Here is a 17,736-nt window from a genome sequence, read left to right as displayed (position 1 = left end):
TGGCTGGTCTGGTTATAGGTCTCAAAAACCTGCGGGAATTATTACTTTAGTTCGTGGACTTTATCAGTTTGAATCCACCTTTCTTGGCTGGAAACTCGCTCTAGGTCTACTTGTGTGTACACCGTAGCCTTAAAAAGGGGGAAACCAGAATCAAAGTCCCCCTTAAAAAGGGGGATTTAGGGGGATCTAAAACTATTTGATACCGATAAGAGGACTTTTCAAACATCCTCTAAAGTGAGCAACAAAATTTCTTCCTCTCCTGATTCATAATTTGTAACAAATTTAAATAAAATTCGATTACGATAATCAATATTGCTAAAACATAAATTTAGCTAGCGCTCTCATCTAAACTCCGCAACATCACCAACCGTTCATCTAACCACTCATCTGTAAACCAACCATAAGGCAAAACATCGCCAACCGCATTTGTGTTAATTCCCATAAACCAAATATGAGCAGCTTTCACAAACATAAGAATTGATATTAGCGTTCTTTTAAGACAGTCGCTACGCCTAGATTTATAAAAACAAGTCAGAAACATTGGTTTCTGATTTTTATCTCGTGAGAGTCATAGAACAGCGTTAGCTTTGAGTGTGAGAGTGTTATGAAAGCAAACTATCTCCAAGGAGTTTAGCCTGATGGAAACAGCAGATGTCATTGTGATCGGCAGTGGTCAAGGAGGCATTCCACTGGCGGCTGATTTTGCCAATGAGGGACGTAAGGTTGTCTTGTTTGAGCGGGATGCTTTAGGCGGCAGTTGCATCAACTATGGCTGCACTCCGTCTAAAGCGTTCTTAGCAGCGGCTCATACAGCAGGGCGATCGCGCCAGGGCAAGAAGTTAGGCATCCACACGGAGGTAAAAGTGGATTTTCCCGCTGTCATGGAGCGAGTTCGGGGAATCCGCAGCAGCTTTAATCAAGGGATTCGCAAGCGATTGGAGACTGCGGGTGTCAAAGTCATTTGTGCCGAAGCTTCTTTTGTGGGAGAACGGACGGTTAAAGGTGGGGATGTTACCATTCAAGCTCCTCTGGTAATCATTAACACGGGCACGTCATCACTGATTCCTGACATTCCCGGACTTGTAGGAACTCCCTACCTGACCAACCGCAACTTCTTTGACTTGAACACCTTACCAGACCGTTTATTGGTAATTGGAGCCGGCTATATTGGCTTGGAATTGGGACAAGGACTCGCGCGTTTGGGCAGTCAGACCCACTTAATTGTCCGTGGCGATCGCGTCCTTGGGCAGGAAGAGTCTGATGTCAGCGAGGTCTTAGCAGAAGCATTAAAGCAGGATGGCATTAAGCTCCATTTTGGAGTTAATGTAAATCACGTCGCCCATGAGAATAATGTGTTCAGGCTGACCCTGAGCAGTGGCGAACAACTTCAAGGAGAAGCGTTGCTGGTTGCGATTGGACGGAAACCCAATACAAGTGCATTAAATGCAGCTGCTAGCGGAATTGAGCTAGACGATCGAGGGTTTATTAAAATTGACGACCAGTTCCATACCACCTGTTCTGGAGTCTATGCGATCGGGGATGCTGCCAAACAGCCTGCCTTTACGCATGTGTCGTGGGAGGACTATCGCCGCTTAAAAGCAATTTTGTGTGGAGAAAACCGGACACGGAGCGATCGCGTCCTTGGCTATGCGATCTATACAGAACCCCAGGTTGGACGAGTGGGTATGACGTTAGAACAGGCTCAGAAACAAGGCATCAATGCGTGTGCTGTCACCTTACCCATGAGCCAAATTGCCCGTGCGATCGAGTGGGGGCATGACCTTGGATTTTATCGTATGGTGATTGACAGCGACACAGACAAAATCCTGGGAGCAACCCTGGTGGGGTACGAAACTGCTGAACTGGTGCATGTATTTTTATCCCTGATGGAAGCAGGAGCAACTTGGCATTTATTAGAGCGATCGGTTCACATCCATCCCACCTATGGTGAAGCTTTACCCAGTCTGGCACGGTTGCTGCTTGGAGATAACATGCCAGGGTGTCCGAATATGTGAAGAGGTTTTCTCTTATTTATTTCTCCAGCCACGCCGATAAACCCGCAAAATATACTTTTTTCTCTCAGCTTCGACTAGATAAGTATCGTTTAGCCCTCGCTTGTATAACTTACAGCTATGAGCCGGAAGAATCGGATAGTCACGGAGTACAGTGGTAATTCAAGCTGCACCAATAAGAATTGAGCGAATTACAGGTATCAAAGATTGCTCCATACAATTGTCGTGTTGCTGATAGTATTTATAACTCAGCAAAAGAGCGATAACTTCTCTACGAGACGCTGCACGAACGTTCAGCTTCTCTATGAGACGCTCCGCGAAAGCTAACACTATTCACTTAGAAGAGCTTTTAAGCAGCATATCTTTAAATTGCTCTTTATTTCTTTGCCTGTCTCATTCTCCATTTTTTTTCTACCTAAATTGTCCAAAAAAGTCGTAGCTGTGGCAATCTGGGAAACAGAGATTTATCAAATCTAATATTTTAGTGACAGCAAATTTACCTAATCAGGTTATGCAAACTCTGCCCATAGTAGATACTTCAAATACTACATCCAGTCAACCTAGCTTTGATACAACTATCAAGCGGCGTAAAACCCGTCCCGTTAAGGTGGGAAATGTCACCATTGGCGGTGGCTACCCTGTTGTAGTGCAGTCGATGATTAACGAAGACACTCTTGATATTGATGGTTCCGTGGCTGGTATTCGTCGTCTGCACGAAATTGGCTGCGAAATTGTCCGCGTCACAGTGCCGAGTATGGCTCATGCTAAAGCTTTAGTAGAAATTAAACAAAAATTAATTAAAACTTACCAAGACGTGCCCATTGTGGCTGATGTCCATCACAATGGGCTAAAAATCGCTCTGGAAGTCTCCAAGCACATAGAAAAAGTGCGGATTAATCCGGGGTTGTATGTTTTTGAAAAACCCAACGTCAATCGAACCGAGTATACTCAATCAGAATTTGAAGAAATTGGCGAAAAAATCCGCGAAACCCTAGAACCTCTGGTAGTTTCTTTGCGCGACCAAGGTAAATCGATGCGAATTGGGGTAAATCACGGTTCCCTTGCTGAAAGGATGCTATTTACCTACGGTGACACCCCAGAAGGCATGGTGGAATCTGCCATAGAATTCATTCGTATTTGTGAATCTTTAGATTTCCGCAACTTGGTAATTTCCATGAAAGCCTCACGAGTACCGGTGATGCTAGCCGCCTATCGCCTGATCGCCAAGCGCATGGATGAACTGGGCATGGATTATCCACTACACTTAGGCGTTACCGAAGCCGGTGATGGCGAATACGGGCGAATTAAATCCACGGCTGGTATTGCTACCTTACTTGCTGATGGCATTGGCGATACAATTCGCGTCTCACTTACAGAAGCACCAGAAAAAGAAATTCCCGTTTGTTATAGCATTCTCCAAGCTTTGGGATTGCGAAAAACGATGGTGGAATACGTCGCTTGTCCTTCCTGTGGACGCACTTTGTTTAACCTAGAGGAAGTGCTGCACAAAGTCCGGGAGGCCACTAAACACTTAACTGGTCTTGATATAGCGGTTATGGGTTGCATTGTCAATGGGCCTGGAGAAATGGCGGATGCTGACTATGGTTATGTTGGCAAAACACCTGGTTACATTTCTTTGTATCGTGGTCGAGAAGAAATAAAAAAAGTCCCAGAAGATAAAGGTGTAGAGGAATTAATTAACCTCATTAAAGCTGATGAACGCTGGGTAGAACCTTAAAGGGAGTGGGGGCAGGGGAAAACAAGCAGAATAACCAATGCCCCATGCTCAAAAATTTTGTATCTTTAAATCACTAAGGTCGCCGGATTGTCAAGTATTTTGTTTAAATTAGGAATACATGCTCGGTCTGTACAGTGGTAGCCTGTGTTAGATTGAGCATACTGACTATATATTTTCCCTCTGACGCAGCTGTCATTATGGTGATTACAAAAAGTAGGCTTGTTTTGGGTGCTACGGCAGTGACACTCTCCACGATCGCTGTTACTAGCCTTGGCATTCATTCGCGAGGTCAGGCTTTATTTAAAGCAAGTCCCAAAGAATTGGTAGATGAAGTTTGGCAAATTGTTCAACGCCAATATGTAGACGGTACTTTTAATCAGGTAGATTGGCAGGCTGTTCGTAAGGAGTACTTAAGCAAGTCCTACAGTAATCCGCAGGAAGCGTATAAGTCCATTCGGGAAATGCTCAAAAAGCTAGAAGACCCATACACCCGGTTTATGGATCCTTCGGAATTCAAGAATATGCAAGTGGATACCTCTGGAGAACTCACAGGGATTGGGATCACGATCAGTCAGGATGAAAAAACCAAGCAATTGGTTGTAATTGCGCCAATCGAAGATACACCAGCATTTAAAGCTGGTGTTTTGGCAAAAGATGTCATCCTTAAAATCGACAACAAAAGCACCAAGGGGATGGATACCAATCAGGCAGTATCCCTGATTCGAGGCGAAGCCGGATCGCAAGTCAGTTTAACTATTCAGCGCAATGGTCAAACAAAGCAATTTGACATCAAACGGGCGCGGATTGAAATCCATCCAGTTAAATATTCCCAAAAGAAAACTCCAGCAGGTAACCTTGGCTACATTCGCCTGAACCAGTTCAGCGCCAATGCTAGTAAAGAAATGCAAAGCGCCATCAAAGATTTAGAAAGCAAACGGGTAGCTGGATATATCCTTGATCTTCGTGGAAATCCAGGCGGCTTACTTTTCTCTAGTATAGATATTGCCCGGATGTGGCTGAATAAAGGCACAATTGTTTCCACCATCGACCGCCAAGGTGAGCGAGAGCGAGAAGTGGCAAACGGACGTGCTCTGACAAATAAACCGTTGGTAATATTAGTGGATAAAGGTTCAGCTAGTGCCAGCGAAATCCTTTCAGGAGCGTTGCAGGACAACAAACGTGCAACTTTGGTGGGAACTCAAACCTTTGGTAAGGGATTAGTGCAATCGGTACGTCCCCTAGAAGATGGCTCAGGATTAGCCGTGACAATTGCTAAATACCATACGCCCAATGATAGAGATATTAATAAGCATGGTATTGATCCAGATGTGAAAGTGGATTTGACAGATGCCCAGCGACAAGATTTGTGGCTCAACGAACGTGATAAACTCGCTACCCTCGCAGATCCCCAATTCGCTAAAGCAGTGGAAGTGATAGGTAAAAAAATTGCTGTTAAAGGCACAGCCACAGCAGAAAAATGAAGAGTTAGGAATAAAGTTAGGAGTGAATAGTTAGGAGTTAGCAATAAAATCCATCATTGCTAACTCCTAACTTATACTGGTTGGCACTTTCCAGACCTAATAAGTCCGACACGCCGAGCGATCGCTTCTCCTTGCGAACTAAAAGGCCCCCACTGTTCTATAGTTTCTAGATCATCGTCTGCAACTTTGTCGCTGGGGAAGATTTCGCAGTTACCAGCAGAATATTTGACAATATACCAAGTTTGTGCTTCATTCATGCTTGAAATAAAAAATTTGTTTTTTACTGTAAAAATTTTACGGCATAGATAGAAGATTGTCGCACAGATGCGATCGCACCGCAGTTAATTGCCAAAGTCATTTGGATATGATTTAGACATAGCTCTTGTAACGGCGTAGAATTTTCTCTACTGATAGAATATCGTTACTAAAGCTTTTTGGCTGGTGCAAATTCGTTTCACCCAAGCAGCATATCATCATCCTGTAGACTAATTAATTCTCCAGGATGATTAATTATATGGAAACGCAAGGTTTCGCTTTTCTAAAGAATTTTTGATTTTGTTTTGGTGCATTGGGTAGTTTACCACAGTGGAAAAATAACTACAGTCATAAATTTGTTATTTGTCCTTGGCTAACTACTAATAAATTTTAATCAAAAGATAAAGTGTATTTAAACAAGTAGATGAATTAATGTATATAACACTTTTAAAATTAAGTGAATTGATATGCGTTTACCTATCATTATCAGTGCCGGATTATTGCTATCTTTCGGTCTTAACCTACCAGTAATCTCCAAATCTCCCATAGAGATAGCACAATCGCCAACAAAAAATAATAACTTGGATTTAAGGCGATTAAAATTTAATCGCTATTTGTGGAATCAGCAAAATATTTCCAACTATCGCTATACATTTAGTAATGGATGCTTTTGTATACCCGACGCTAGGGGGCCAGTAGTCATTGAAGTCCGTAATGGTCAAACAACTTCCATCACTTCTGTAGCTACAGGCCAAGTAGTTAATCCAGAATTCTTTCAAAACTACAAAACAATTCCTAAGCTGTTTAATGTGATTCAAGATGCTATTAACCGTCAAGCCTTCAGCCTGAATGTGAGTTACAGCCCTGGACTTGGCTATCCAACCCAAATTGAGATCGATTACAACAGCCAGATAGCTGATGAAGAAATATATATCACAATTGAGAATTTTGAGGAAATTAAATAGCCACCGCAACCAGAAAATTAGATATTAAGGCAATAGATACCGATAACCTTCATCATTAACTGCTGGCGTTCAAGTTTCTATATAATGGTGTGTGAATATTTCAGAGGAAAAGGCGATCGCACTAGATCGCCCTCATTTATCCCATCAATTAAATTTCCTCTCAGAGAAAATATTGGCGTTGCTGATTAGATGCATGAATCTTAGTGTAGAGATGCAAAATTTTCAGGACTTATGCAAAAATCCTCTCAAACTCTCATTCCTCCGCGACCTCTGCGTAAGTCCTAATTTTAAGCTATCACTCATCAAGAAAGTAAGTTTTTTGATTGTTAACTCTTGCCGAATCGAGATTTCTGGCTATTGTGTCACTACATATTTATCATTAGAAAAATTTTTATTTTTGTATCACTGTATGCTTGATATTGAAGCGAAGAACTTGGACACTGTTTTTGTCATCAAGAGTACAAAAACGTGAAAAAAATCAAGATTTTCAAATTTCTACTGCCATTTGTGACAGTAGTTTTATTCATAGTTGGGTTGGCACAGATTGTACCAGCCCAGTCATCAGTAAGTGTTCACCTAACCCTTGGCAACCCCAGCAACGCTGGAACTTCTAGCCAAAATAACTACTTGTTGGTAAAACCACAGTATGTAATTGGCTACAACTGCGGAACAGGTAGACCAAATTGGGTGTCTTGGCAGTTAAATAGTAGTTGGTTAGGTAGCACACCGAGGCAAGATACTTTTCGGGCTGATACAACACTTCCTTCTGGGTGTTATCAAGTTCAATCTACCGATTTTAGTGGAAGTGGGTTTGATCGTGGTCACATGACACCTAGTGCTGACAGGACTAGTAATGTTACTAATAATTCTGCCACTTTTTTGATGAGCAATATGATTGCTCAAGCGCCAGATAACAATCAGGGAATTTGGGCAAACCTAGAGGATTATGCCAGAACTCTAGTAGGACAGGGTAAAGAACTCTACATCATATCTGGTGGATATGGGATGGGCGGTACTGGTTCTAACGGAACGTTCTATACAATAGCTAATGGACGGGTTCAAGTCCCTAACAGAACCTGGAAAATTATTGTTGTATTAAATACTCCCGGTTCAGGTCTTAGTGGCGTGACAACCAGTACGAGAGTTATTGCTGTCAATATTCCCAACGCTCAAGGGGTGCGAACAGCGAATTGGAGAAACTATCGGGTTAGCGTTGACTCATTAGAATCCCTAACTGGATACAATTTTCTCTCACAAGTTTCAACATCTATTCAGTCTGTAATAGAAGCGCGAATCGATAATTTATAAGTTTAGATGATTTCAAAAATGAGAAAGCCTAGCCATCTATACGGCTAGGCTTTTATTTAGAGAAAATTTCAACCTGCTTACTAGGTTTCAACCAGTTTTGTTGCTACTCCAGCTAAGTCACCATTTTTAGTTTTTCCTATAATATAAGCGTCAATATTTATTTTTCCAACACGATAAACGCTGATGTCACTAAGATTATCTTTAAGCGTCTGGACAAGTGTTTGAAATTTTTTAACATCTTTTTTTTGTAATTCATTGTGCCACTCTTGCTCAAATGCACAATTACGAAAGAGATAGTCCAAGTCTACTATTTCTACTGGCAGGTCTTGAGAACCTGTTAGCTGCAAAATTTTCTCCTGTGTTGCAGGTGCAGCACCTTCCCACTGAACAACCTTGAAAGGATAATCCGACTCGCTCATCATCAACAAGCCAGTACTAGCTTCCTTAAGTTTTTCGACAATTTCACCGCTCATAGTCATCAGTTTCTAGCAACGCTCATACTGTATCATTCAACTAGCAGCAAGGTGGGAATGGAACAACTCGACCATTTGGTAAGAGATTTAGCGCGGATGAAGCAAGAGTTACATTAAGTTTGGGTTATCTGCTTTCTTACCCATTGACGAAATGCTCTAAGCGTTGGACTTCTACCTAAAGTTCGGCTTTGTTCGACAAACCGGGGAATTACTTCAATAATAGGCAAGTTGGGAAAAGTAGAACTAATTTCAGACTCAATGTATTTGCCATCCTGAAGAATATTAATTTGTAGCTTGCCATTTTCATATCGCCACAGTTCAGGAACTCGCAATGCTTCGTAAGCATCTAGTTGAGTTTTAGAAGTAACATCAACTTCAATTCCTAAGTCAGGTGGTGGGTCAACCCTCAAGTCTATTCGCTCTTTACCAATCATTTGAGCATGATTCTGAATATAAAAAGAGTCATCAGGCTCTACACCAAAAGCCATATCTTCACGTTTGAAAGTGGTTGAGCCAAATGTTTCACAGTCAATTTCTAATTCTTCCAACAGTATTTTCACCAAATCCCCAATGATGACTTTGGCTTTCTCATGCTTTGGTAATGGCATTCTCATCTCCAAAGTTCCGTGGCTGTAAGCCAATCGAGTGGCTCGATGGTCGCCAAGTTCTTCTAAAATCGCCTCAAATTCTTGCCAGCTAACATCGTGGAGTATTACTCTATGTCCTGGCGGAACACTTAATTGTCGTAATTGAAGTGTTACCATTGTTCTTCACCTAATCGTATTTGTATTTTACCTTCATCACATATTTAGTATTACCTTTACATCCAATTGTTACGTCAACACCTTCTAGACCGTTTATACTGACTCCTGTAGCAACATCACGACTCATTTCGATTTCCATTTCTGAAACTTTTTGTTTACGACCTTCCTCGATGATTTTTATTATATTTTCACTATCATCTTGTGAAAGATTACCTGGTGAATTGATTTTATCTACTAAGTTATTAAATAAGTTTATCAAAAAATAGTTTGGCCAATTAAAAATATTGATTGCTATATCTAAGGGTCTAATTCCTGATTTAATCTCTATTATTTCAAGTTTTTTATTTTTGTCGTTGTAAAACACAAACATAATAATTATATAAGAATTTTCATTGCAAAATGTATATTATAGTGTACCCAAACTATAATATACATCTTGCACTTTTATTTACATCTTTGCGAACACAGTCGCTAATAATAAAATCCATAAAACCACACTCCCTCAGCTTTGCGTAAGATAAATCTGTGCTCACAATATTACTACAAAACAATGCATTATATTATGACTTTATGCTAAATACCAGTATTTGTACTGTTTACTAGCATGATTTATTTAAATAAATATAAATAGTAGCATGAATCTCTATTTTAGTATTTATGAGTGTTGTTATGAAAAACAAACAATTTTTTATTCTCTATGATTTGATAGACACAGAAAACCGTAGTGAAGATTATAAGCAAATTGAACAAGAGTTAATCAGGGCTGATGCTGGTGCTGAGAAAGTTTTGAAAAATGTATGGTGTATTAGTGTGCCAGAAGATGAAGATGTTGAAAGTCTCCATAGGCAATTTAAAGAATTTTTTACTTGTGACGATAAGCTTCTTATCGTAGAGTCCTCTGCTGCCTATGGGAATACTATTAAGAATCCCAGTGCTCATTTGTTAAAGCGTATATACTTTTTAAGCGATGTCTCGCAAGACTGAGTTACCAATCGCAATACTACTATCAATTAATACACAATTTAAATTTTACATGATGTACAATTTAAATTGTGTCGAGCAAAATTCGTAAGCAGATTTATATTGAACCACGTCAAGAATATCTGCGAAAAGCGCTCGCCCAACAGGCGGGTGTAAATAAGTGAAGCAGAGATCATTTGAAAAGCCATTGACCCGCTCAGAAAATTTTAGGGCTTTGAGGTTCGTGTTTATGGCTGGATCATAATAGGCACCGCACTTTTTTCAGAACCAATAATTACCAACTTAGAATTATTAGATTGAGCTAGCTTTTCTGTGGCTTCAATCGCTCGTAATTGTAGCACTTGGTTACTAAGTCCACCTGAGAGGATTTTTTGGGAATCAGCTATACCTCGCGCTTCAATAAGCTTTCGTTGTGCCTCTTGACGCTCTTTCTCTAAAACAAATTTCATCTGCTGATTTTCTTGCTCTGTTTTGAGTTTGTTTTGAATTGCAGCTTGTAGAGTATCAGGCATTTTGATGTTTCTTAAAAGAGCTTCCTCAACGATGAAACCCAAAGCCGGTATCTCTTGGGTAAGTTGTTGGTCAATTTTTTGGGCGATTTCTTGGCGTTTGGTAGAGTAAATAGCATTGGCTGGGTAGTTTGCCGTGATGGCGCGGACGGTAGAGCGGAATCTGGAAATCACCAGTTGTGTTTCATCAGTTCCAATTGTTTTATATACTGTAGCTGCCTTTTGCGGATCGAGCTTGTACTGAAGACTGACATCAAGATTTAGGCTCAAACCTTCTTGGGATGTTGCATCTACGTTTTCCTTTATATCCTTAATGCGAGTAGAAAAATTCAGCACCTTGCTAAAGGGGTTAAGCAAGTGGACACCAGGATTAAGAGTAGTTTCGGAAACCTCACCAAATAAATTGACGACACCGACATTACCAGGTGGGACAATCACCAAAAGTCTAGAAAAAGAATTCAGTACTGCAATACTGCCAATCAACATCATAATTGTGCGTATAGCTAAACGTGACCTTTCACCAGAGATGCTATGTGTATTGAGATAGACGAGAATTGCAATTAGACCAGTGACAAGAGAGACTATAAAGCCCATGAGTTTTTCTGTGTAGTTAAGACGAATATACTTAATCACATAATTCCCAAACGCTTTTATGAAACTCATATCATTTCAGACAAGTTAGAGGTTTACGAATCCTTTTACAGATGTAAAAAAGATTCCCGATTTCTCTCAGAAGTCAGGAATCTCAGCCTTGGAGCGATGCCTACGGTGGGCAAAGCCTACGCTACTTTAGATTAATTCCAAATCCAAAATTACTTACCGTTGCCGTTACCACCATTACCATTGCTGTGAATGACACGTTCGGCAAGCTTTTCTGGCACTTCCTGGAGATGGTCGTATTCCCAGTGGAAGGAACCAACGCCCAAAGTGAGCGATCGCAGCTCTACAATAAAGTTTTGCATCTCTGCTTGTGGCAAGTATGCAGAGACATTATCCCAGCCTTGCCAATCGTTTCTGCCCTCATAGCCTAAAATTTGCCCCCGTCTACCACTCAATAGTTGCAGCACTTTGGAGGTAAATTCGCTAGGTGTGGTCACTTCCACCCGCAGAATTGGTTCTAATAGGGTAGGCTCCGCTTGGGGTATCCCCGTTTGCATTGCCAATCGGGCAGCTTGCTTAAAGGCTTGTTCGGAACTGTCAACGTTGTGATAGGAACCATTAGTCAGAGTTACCGCCACATCAACTATTGGGAAGCCCAAAGGCCCATGTGTCAGAAATTCCCGCACGCCCATTTCCACGCCAGGAATGTACTGTTTGGGAACCACGCCACCAACAATGGTTTCATTAAAGTTGAAACCTGTGCCGCGTGGTAGGGGTTTTATGTCGAGAAAAACATCACCAAACTGTCCGTGACCACCACTTTGGTGCTTATAACGCCCATGAACTGAAGCCACCGTTTTGCGGATGGTTTCTTTATAAGGCACTTGCGGCAAGTGGGTTGTCATTGGCAAGTTATATTTGCGGCGCAGTCTGTCTAGGGCAACTTGTAAATGAATCTCGCCTTGACCCCACAAGATAACTTCGTGAGTATCGCCGTGTTGTTCCCAAGCAAGTGAACAGTCTTCTTCCAATAACTTGGTGATGGCACCGCTAAGTTTAACTTCATCGTTACGCTTTTCTGGTGTAATGGCGAGGGCATACACTGGTTCCAACTCTACAGCTTTGGGTAATTTTATTGCCGACTGCTGTTCTATAGAGATTGTATCGCCTGTCTTGATTCCTTCTAAACGGCTCAATGCAACAATTTCACCAGCACTAACTTGGTTAACTGACTGCTGTTGTTGTCCCATGAGGCGGTAAATTCCACCAGTGCGAATGCCATTGAGGACAATGCCATCAGTTAATTTGCCCCGCCAAACACGCACGAGAGAGAGTTTGCCACCTTGGGGAGTGTAGTAAGTTTTTAATACCTGCGCTAGAGGTGTATCACCTTTTATGTTTTTTAAACGACGTTCTGCTGTGGTTTCTGGTTCGGGGGCTTCCCGTAACAAAGCTTCTAATAGAGGTCTAACACCATAATCTTGTTCTGCTACACCAAAGAAAACGGGCACTACCAAATCTGCCCCTAATTCCATTTTTAAATCTTTGAGGATTTCCTCTTGGGGTGGTTCGATGTCTTCTAAAAGTTCTTCAAGTAAATGATCGTCAAAATTTGCTAAGGCTTCGAGCATTTCTGCCCGTGCTGTATGTTCTTCTTCTTTTAAACTTTCGGGGAAGGGGATGGGGTCAGCAGGTGCGCCTGGATGATATTGATATGCCTGTTCACTCACCATATCAATAAAGCCGGTGAGTTGTTCCCCGTTCATGATGGGATATTGATGCGCTACCAGGGGACGGCTAGATACTGCTTTCAGCGCGTGCAACGTTTCCAAAACGTGAATATTTGCCCGATCCATTTTGTTGACGAAGACGATGTGGGGAATTTCCCAATCATCCAGGAATTTAAATAGAGGGGCGAGGGTGAGGACGCGATCGCGGATGGGTTCGCAAACTACAATTGCCGCATCGACTCCTATCAAGGCATTGTACGTTTCTTGGGCAAATTCTACACTTCCCGGACAGTCAATAAAGGTAAAGCGAATGCCGTTATACTCAGTGCTAGCGGCGCTGACTTCTACACTCATGTGGCGATCGCGCGACTCGGCAGAACTATCTCCTACTGTATTGCTGTCCTTAACACTCCCTTTGCGAGAGATTGCCCCTGTGACAAATAACAAGCTTTCTAGTAAAGTGGTTTTTCCACTTAAATAAGGCCCGACAATTGCAACATTCCGCGAACCCGATTTTACTTTTTCGTTCATAAAACCTCCCTTGCGGTAAGTTTTTCCTAACCGCACGATTCTGTATATATCAGGGATAAAAAATGGTTCTCTGGAGTCAAAATTACCCCTTCTTTAATTTGCTATTATCCTCCCTTTAATCGAAAGTTAAAAAAATTGTAGCCTGTCGTAAGATTTAGCTTAAGAAAAGTTAATAAATACAAATTTTTATGGAAAATTAAAAATATTTGTAAAAAAGTTTTGATGAAGTAAATTTAACTGAAAGTGTTGCGAGTCAGAAAATCAATGGCATTATCATTCTTTAAATATCGCATAGCCGGGTTAGCAAGTTTGACTCTGCTCGTTGTTAGTATTTCCTTTCCCTCTCTTTCTCTAGCTCCTCGTGTTGCCTTAAAGCTGGCACAATCTAATCCTAAAACTGCCATAGACTGGTTAAATCAAGGCTTACAGGCAATTCAGGCGGGAAGGGTACAAGATGCGATCGCAGCCTTTAAACAAGCAACCCAATTAGATCCAGCATTAGCACCAGCGCACTATAATTTAGGGCTAGCACTCAGACAAACAGGACAATTGCAACCCTCTGCGGATGCATTTTATCGAGCGACGCAAGCTGATCCTAAATTTGCTCCAGCTTTTGCGAATTTAGGTGGTGCGTTATTAGAAGGGAATAATTTACAGTTAGCTAACGATTATTTGCAACGTTCGTTAGAACTTGATCCCAAACTCGGATTTGCTCACTATAACTTGGGTTTAGTACAAGAACAGCAACGAGATTGTGAGCGAGCGATCGCATCTTTTAAAAAAGCCATAGAATATAGCAAAAATGCACCAGAGCCTCCTTATCATATGGGGATGTGTTATCTCCAACAAGGTAAACTCGATCAAGCCAGAGATGCTTTTAATCAGGCAATAAAAATTAATCCGAAGTACCCCGAAGCTTACTACAATCTCGGTTCAATTTGGTTTGGGCAACGCAAATCACAAGAAGCATTAGAGGCTTTTAGAAAATCAGCCGAAGCTAACTCTAACTATCCTAATGCTTATTATGGTGCAGGGTTAGTTTTTATGCAGTTACAGCAATATGGAGATGCAGTACAAGTATTACAATTTGCTAGAGATTTATATAATGCTCAGGGTAATCCTCAGTGGGCGAAAAATGCCGAACAATTGTTGCAACAAGCACAAAATTTAAATTACCAACCTCGCTGATGCGCAAAAACTTAATATTGCATAACATAAAACTATTGGGTTGACTCGCTGGTGTTGTCTGAACTTGTCCCGATTGGAAAAAACGTACATGCAAAAGCGCCCGAAGAGTCGATTTTTATTTAGCGATCGCTGGCTTGATCGGCAATCAATTGTTCGCAACATGGAAGCCTTTCAAGACTTAATTGTGATTGTTTTGTGTTTGGGTTTGTTCGCCGTCATGCTAATCCAATTGTGGGGGATAGCTATCGCCCTCACGCAGCCACTAGACTATAAACATGTGACTGCAAAAATACTATTTGTGTTGATTTTAGTCGAGTTATTTCGACTATTAATGGTCTATTTGCAAGAACATAGTATCTCTGTAGGAGTGGCAGTTGAGGTAACAATTGTATCTCTACTGCGAGAGGTAGTAGTTCACGGAGCGCTGGAAATTTCTTGGGTTAATACGCTTGCAATTTGTGGTTTGTTATTTGTTCTGGGTGGACTACTCGTAGTCTGTGCTAAGACACCACACATGGATTGTATGAGCGCTAACACTAAGTTTTGTCCGGTTGTGTATAGAGGAGGTAGGGAACGGCAAAATGATTTGGAATTACAGTATTCACGTCAATGTGATGAGAATCAACCGCTTGGATAAATTCTTATGAAAATAGGGAGTGGGAGAGACGCGATTAATCGCGTCTGTACTGGGGAGTAGGGAAAAAGCATTTTCCTACTCTGCACTCCTTTGCTTGAGGCTGTATCAGGAAATTTGATGCATCTAAAAATCTAAAATCTAAAATCTAAAATGGTATAACCTACCCTTGCAAGGTACTTCCGACGTATTGAAATATACTCTTTTTGGAAGATGAATCCCTCTTTAAGGGTGAGTATAAAGTTAATTAGAAATTCTAAAAGAGGGTCAAGCCATGACTACAAATACAGGTAATGGACAGTCTCAAGAAGTAATTAGCAACTTGGAGTATGATTTCGTCACCGTTTTGCATAACAAGGCTGAAGCCGTTAAAGCTTACGAGATTTACATCAAAGATGCAGAGCAAGTAGGTTCCCAGCCTTGTGTAGAGTTATTCCAAAAATTGCGCCAATCTGATCTTGAGCAAGCACAAGAAGTTCGTCGGCATCTACAAGAAGTGATGCAACACGGTAAGATGTAACCCAGGTTTTAAGTGTGATCGTTTCTGGTTTAGTGAAACTAAACATAAAAGAGGCGATCGCACTTGCTGATTACATTAAAGGCAAGCAGTGGCCACTATCAGCTAGACTGATTCTCGGCTATTTGCTGTACTTGCGCCACCGTTAAATCGAGAGCCACCGCCACTTGTTCCACGCTCAATCCCAATGCTAACAACCGGGGAATAGCTTCTAACTTAGCTTCTTGACGACCTTCCTGGCGACCTTCCTGGCGACCTTCCTGGCGACCTTCCTGGCGACCTTCCTGGCGACCTTCTTCTAAGCCGTCTTCCTTGATTGATTGATACATCCTTGTTTTTTTGAATTCATCGTCTATACCCAACATTTCTGCTAACTCCTCTCGGCTTAACCGGGTAAATTTGTACAACAGAATAGTCTCTATCAATTCTACAATTTGCTTGGTGGTAGCTTCATCTGCCAGTTCTTGTCTTGCTTGTAAAATCAATTCTCTACCTTTGTCAATGGCTGTCTCTTCCCTTTCTATAATTAATTTAACGATCGCAACTTGAAGTGAGTTGTCTTCTGAATCTAATTCATCTAGATAAATGCGTTGCACTTGTGAACTGTTTAGCAGCAACTGATACGGCTGTTGGTCTTGCGGATCTAAACTTCGTTGCGGATAGATGACAACAGCACGCCAAAAATTGACTGATCCGTTTTGACGCAAGTAAAGAAAGATTTCAGCAAACAAGCGTCTATAAAAAGTTGAGTCTAATTGAAACTGAACTTCAACAAAGTAAAGTGGTTGGTTTGTGGTTTCACTTGTAGGGACGAATACGCCATCAATCCTAAAAGCAGTTTCTTTTACTTCAACTGAAACAAATTCATAGGCGTTGACATTCACAGTCATATCGCCAATTATGGCAAAAAATATGCTAGGAAAAGCTTGAAATAAGCTATAAAATATTTTATCAGTTTGCACTTAGATTTAGTCAAGCGAAAATTGGATATTCAAAATTTATCAAAAATAGTGTACATGTGTCTGATTTAGCATTAAAAAAAGCAGATGGTTCCATCTGCTTTAATAAAAGATTCGTTATCTTATTTACTTGGATACTAACTGATTAACTGGAGCAACCCCAGCCAAATCTAAAATTGGCGCGATCGCATCTTCTCGCTTCACCGCCATCATGTGGACACCTTGACATAATTGCCGCGCTATCTGCACTTGCTCGGCGGCGATTTTTATCCCTTCCTCAAAAGGGTCTTTGGCTTTTGCCAATCTATCAATAATATGTTGGGGAATATTTACCCCCGGAACACATCTATTAATAAACTGGGCATTTTTTGCCGATTTCAACAGAAAAATTCCTGCCAAAATCGGTTTTTTATAACCAGCGGCAATGTTATCCATAAACTTTTCTAGCCGCTCAAAATCGGTAATCAACTGACTTTGAAAAAACTGCGCTCCAGCTTCGATTTTGCGTTCAAATCGACTTTGCAAACCCGACCAACTCTTACATTGTGGATCTACTGCTGCACCAACAAATAAATCTAATGCTCCATCAGTCAAGGGTTTCTCATTGCAATCAACGCCTTGATTCATCTTCCGAATCAGTTGCAGCAGTCGCACAGCTTCCAAGTCAAACACTGCTTTGGCATCTGGATGATCACCTGCTTTAACTGGGTCGCCAGTCAAAGCTAAAATATTACGGATACCTAAAGCATGAGCGCCCATCAGGTCAGCTTGTAAACCAATACGGTTGCGATCGCGGCAAGCAATTTGACAAATCGGCTCTATACCGTATTGTGACAAAATCACCGATGCCATTAACGAAGACATCCGTAATACTGCGCGGCTACCATCAGTAACATTGACAGCATGAACCCTTCCCTTAAGAGTCGCCGCCATTTGAATCATGTGCGCTGGATCTCCCCCTTTTGGCGGTGCTACCTCAGCAGTAACTAGAAATTCACCTGCTTGTACAGCTCTGCGGAAGGCTGTGTGGCTATGGGTGTGATGCATAACATTAAGAATTTCAATTTCTTAAATGGTATAGCAAATCACAC

18 protein-coding genes are annotated in these 17,736 nt (G+C 41.3%); 9 read left to right on the top strand and 9 right to left on the bottom strand.

Annotated features, from left to right (window positions below; genetic code table 11):
* Nucleotides 1-328 precede the first annotated feature (328 nt).
* On the bottom strand, nucleotides 329-472 hold the full coding sequence (locus tag H6G92_RS25630) for a hypothetical protein (RefSeq protein WP_190897071.1): 144 nt from the start codon (nucleotides 470-472) through the stop codon (nucleotides 329-331).
* Nucleotides 473-638: 166 nt separating this feature from the next.
* Here H6G92_RS25630 and H6G92_RS25625 point away from each other — a divergent pair, with 166 nt between their 5' ends.
* The 3 genes from H6G92_RS25625 (at nucleotide 639) to ctpC (ending at nucleotide 5,231) form a co-directional block, all read left to right on the top strand.
* Nucleotides 639-2,015 carry a dihydrolipoyl dehydrogenase family protein gene (locus H6G92_RS25625; RefSeq protein WP_190897070.1) on the top strand — a complete coding sequence of 459 codons (1,377 nt, stop codon included), beginning with the start codon at nucleotides 639-641 and terminating at the stop codon, nucleotides 2,013-2,015.
* A 508-nt stretch (nucleotides 2,016-2,523) separates the two neighbouring features.
* A complete protein-coding gene (ispG, locus tag H6G92_RS25620; protein ID WP_190897081.1) occupies nucleotides 2,524-3,750 on the top strand; it encodes a (E)-4-hydroxy-3-methylbut-2-enyl-diphosphate synthase in 1,227 nt (408 codons plus the stop codon).
* Nucleotides 3,751-3,947: 197 nt separating this feature from the next.
* A complete protein-coding gene (gene ctpC / locus H6G92_RS25615) occupies nucleotides 3,948-5,231 on the top strand; it encodes a carboxyl-terminal processing protease CtpC (protein ID WP_190897068.1) in 1,284 nt (427 codons plus the stop codon).
* A gap of 71 nt (nucleotides 5,232-5,302) precedes the next feature.
* Here the strand turns inward: ctpC and H6G92_RS25610 are convergent, their stop codons facing one another.
* Nucleotides 5,303-5,488 carry a transposase gene (locus H6G92_RS25610; RefSeq protein WP_190897066.1) on the bottom strand — a complete coding sequence of 62 codons (186 nt, stop codon included), beginning with the start codon at nucleotides 5,486-5,488 and terminating at the stop codon, nucleotides 5,303-5,305.
* A 465-nt stretch (nucleotides 5,489-5,953) separates the two neighbouring features.
* Here H6G92_RS25610 and H6G92_RS25605 point away from each other — a divergent pair, with 465 nt between their 5' ends.
* Both H6G92_RS25605 and H6G92_RS25600 read left to right on the top strand, forming a co-directional pair.
* Nucleotides 5,954-6,451 carry a DUF6174 domain-containing protein gene (locus tag H6G92_RS25605; RefSeq protein ID WP_190897064.1) on the top strand — a complete coding sequence of 166 codons (498 nt, stop codon included), beginning with the start codon at nucleotides 5,954-5,956 and terminating at the stop codon, nucleotides 6,449-6,451.
* 468 nt (nucleotides 6,452-6,919) lie between these two features.
* On the top strand, nucleotides 6,920-7,759 hold the full coding sequence (locus H6G92_RS25600; RefSeq protein WP_190897062.1) for a DNA/RNA non-specific endonuclease: 840 nt from the start codon (nucleotides 6,920-6,922) through the stop codon (nucleotides 7,757-7,759).
* A gap of 80 nt (nucleotides 7,760-7,839) precedes the next feature.
* Here H6G92_RS25600 and H6G92_RS25595 read toward each other — a convergent pair whose 3' ends face one another.
* From H6G92_RS25595 to H6G92_RS25585, 3 genes are all read right to left on the bottom strand, one after another.
* The gene (locus H6G92_RS25595; RefSeq protein ID WP_190897060.1) at nucleotides 7,840-8,232 is read right to left on the bottom strand and encodes a nuclease A inhibitor family protein; all 393 of its coding nucleotides are present in this window, start codon (nucleotides 8,230-8,232) and stop codon (nucleotides 7,840-7,842) included.
* 113 nt (nucleotides 8,233-8,345) lie between these two features.
* Nucleotides 8,346-8,996 carry a Uma2 family endonuclease gene (locus H6G92_RS25590; RefSeq protein ID WP_190897058.1) on the bottom strand — a complete coding sequence of 217 codons (651 nt, stop codon included), beginning with the start codon at nucleotides 8,994-8,996 and terminating at the stop codon, nucleotides 8,346-8,348.
* Nucleotides 8,997-9,006: 10 nt separating this feature from the next.
* On the bottom strand, nucleotides 9,007-9,366 hold the full coding sequence (locus tag H6G92_RS25585; RefSeq protein ID WP_190897056.1) for a hypothetical protein: 360 nt from the start codon (nucleotides 9,364-9,366) through the stop codon (nucleotides 9,007-9,009).
* A gap of 299 nt (nucleotides 9,367-9,665) precedes the next feature.
* On the opposite strand from H6G92_RS25585, the gene H6G92_RS25580 reads away from it, so the two are divergent.
* Nucleotides 9,666-9,980 carry a hypothetical protein gene (locus tag H6G92_RS25580; protein WP_190897054.1) on the top strand — a complete coding sequence of 105 codons (315 nt, stop codon included), beginning with the start codon at nucleotides 9,666-9,668 and terminating at the stop codon, nucleotides 9,978-9,980.
* A gap of 224 nt (nucleotides 9,981-10,204) precedes the next feature.
* On the opposite strand, the gene H6G92_RS25575 is transcribed toward H6G92_RS25580, so the two are convergent.
* Nucleotides 10,205-11,080: a prohibitin family protein gene (locus H6G92_RS25575; protein ID WP_190897079.1), complete on the bottom strand. Its 876-nt coding sequence runs from the start codon at nucleotides 11,078-11,080 to the stop codon at nucleotides 10,205-10,207.
* A 218-nt stretch (nucleotides 11,081-11,298) separates the two neighbouring features.
* On the bottom strand, nucleotides 11,299-13,347 hold the full coding sequence (locus tag H6G92_RS25570; RefSeq protein ID WP_190897052.1) for an elongation factor G: 2,049 nt from the start codon (nucleotides 13,345-13,347) through the stop codon (nucleotides 11,299-11,301).
* Between the two features lie 264 nt (nucleotides 13,348-13,611).
* On the opposite strand from H6G92_RS25570, the gene H6G92_RS25565 reads away from it, so the two are divergent.
* The 3 genes from H6G92_RS25565 to H6G92_RS25555 all read left to right on the top strand — a co-directional run bounded on the left by H6G92_RS25565 (nucleotide 13,612) and on the right by H6G92_RS25555 (nucleotide 15,689).
* On the top strand, nucleotides 13,612-14,535 hold the full coding sequence (locus H6G92_RS25565) for a tetratricopeptide repeat protein (protein WP_190897050.1): 924 nt from the start codon (nucleotides 13,612-13,614) through the stop codon (nucleotides 14,533-14,535).
* A gap of 88 nt (nucleotides 14,536-14,623) precedes the next feature.
* On the top strand, nucleotides 14,624-15,172 hold the full coding sequence (locus H6G92_RS25560; protein ID WP_190897048.1) for a phosphate-starvation-inducible PsiE family protein: 549 nt from the start codon (nucleotides 14,624-14,626) through the stop codon (nucleotides 15,170-15,172).
* 271 nt (nucleotides 15,173-15,443) lie between these two features.
* Nucleotides 15,444-15,689, top strand: a complete 246-nt coding sequence (locus H6G92_RS25555) for a hypothetical protein (protein WP_190897046.1) — start codon at nucleotides 15,444-15,446, stop codon at nucleotides 15,687-15,689.
* 98 nt (nucleotides 15,690-15,787) lie between these two features.
* On the opposite strand, the gene H6G92_RS25550 is transcribed toward H6G92_RS25555, so the two are convergent.
* Both H6G92_RS25550 and H6G92_RS25545 read right to left on the bottom strand, forming a co-directional pair.
* The gene (locus H6G92_RS25550) at nucleotides 15,788-16,648 is read right to left on the bottom strand and encodes an Rpn family recombination-promoting nuclease/putative transposase (protein ID WP_190897044.1); all 861 of its coding nucleotides are present in this window, start codon (nucleotides 16,646-16,648) and stop codon (nucleotides 15,788-15,790) included.
* Nucleotides 16,649-16,771: 123 nt separating this feature from the next.
* Nucleotides 16,772-17,692, bottom strand: coding sequence for a methylenetetrahydrofolate reductase (locus tag H6G92_RS25545; RefSeq protein WP_190897042.1), 921 nt, complete (start codon nucleotides 17,690-17,692; stop codon nucleotides 16,772-16,774).
* Nucleotides 17,693-17,736 lie beyond the last annotated feature (44 nt).

This window comes from Nostoc foliaceum FACHB-393, from assembly GCF_014698505.1.
Taxonomy (GTDB): Bacteria; Cyanobacteriota; Cyanobacteriia; order Cyanobacteriales; family Nostocaceae; genus Nostoc; species Nostoc foliaceum_A.
Note: the sequence above shows the minus strand (reverse complement) of the source record. Positions and strands in the feature narration are given on the sequence as shown.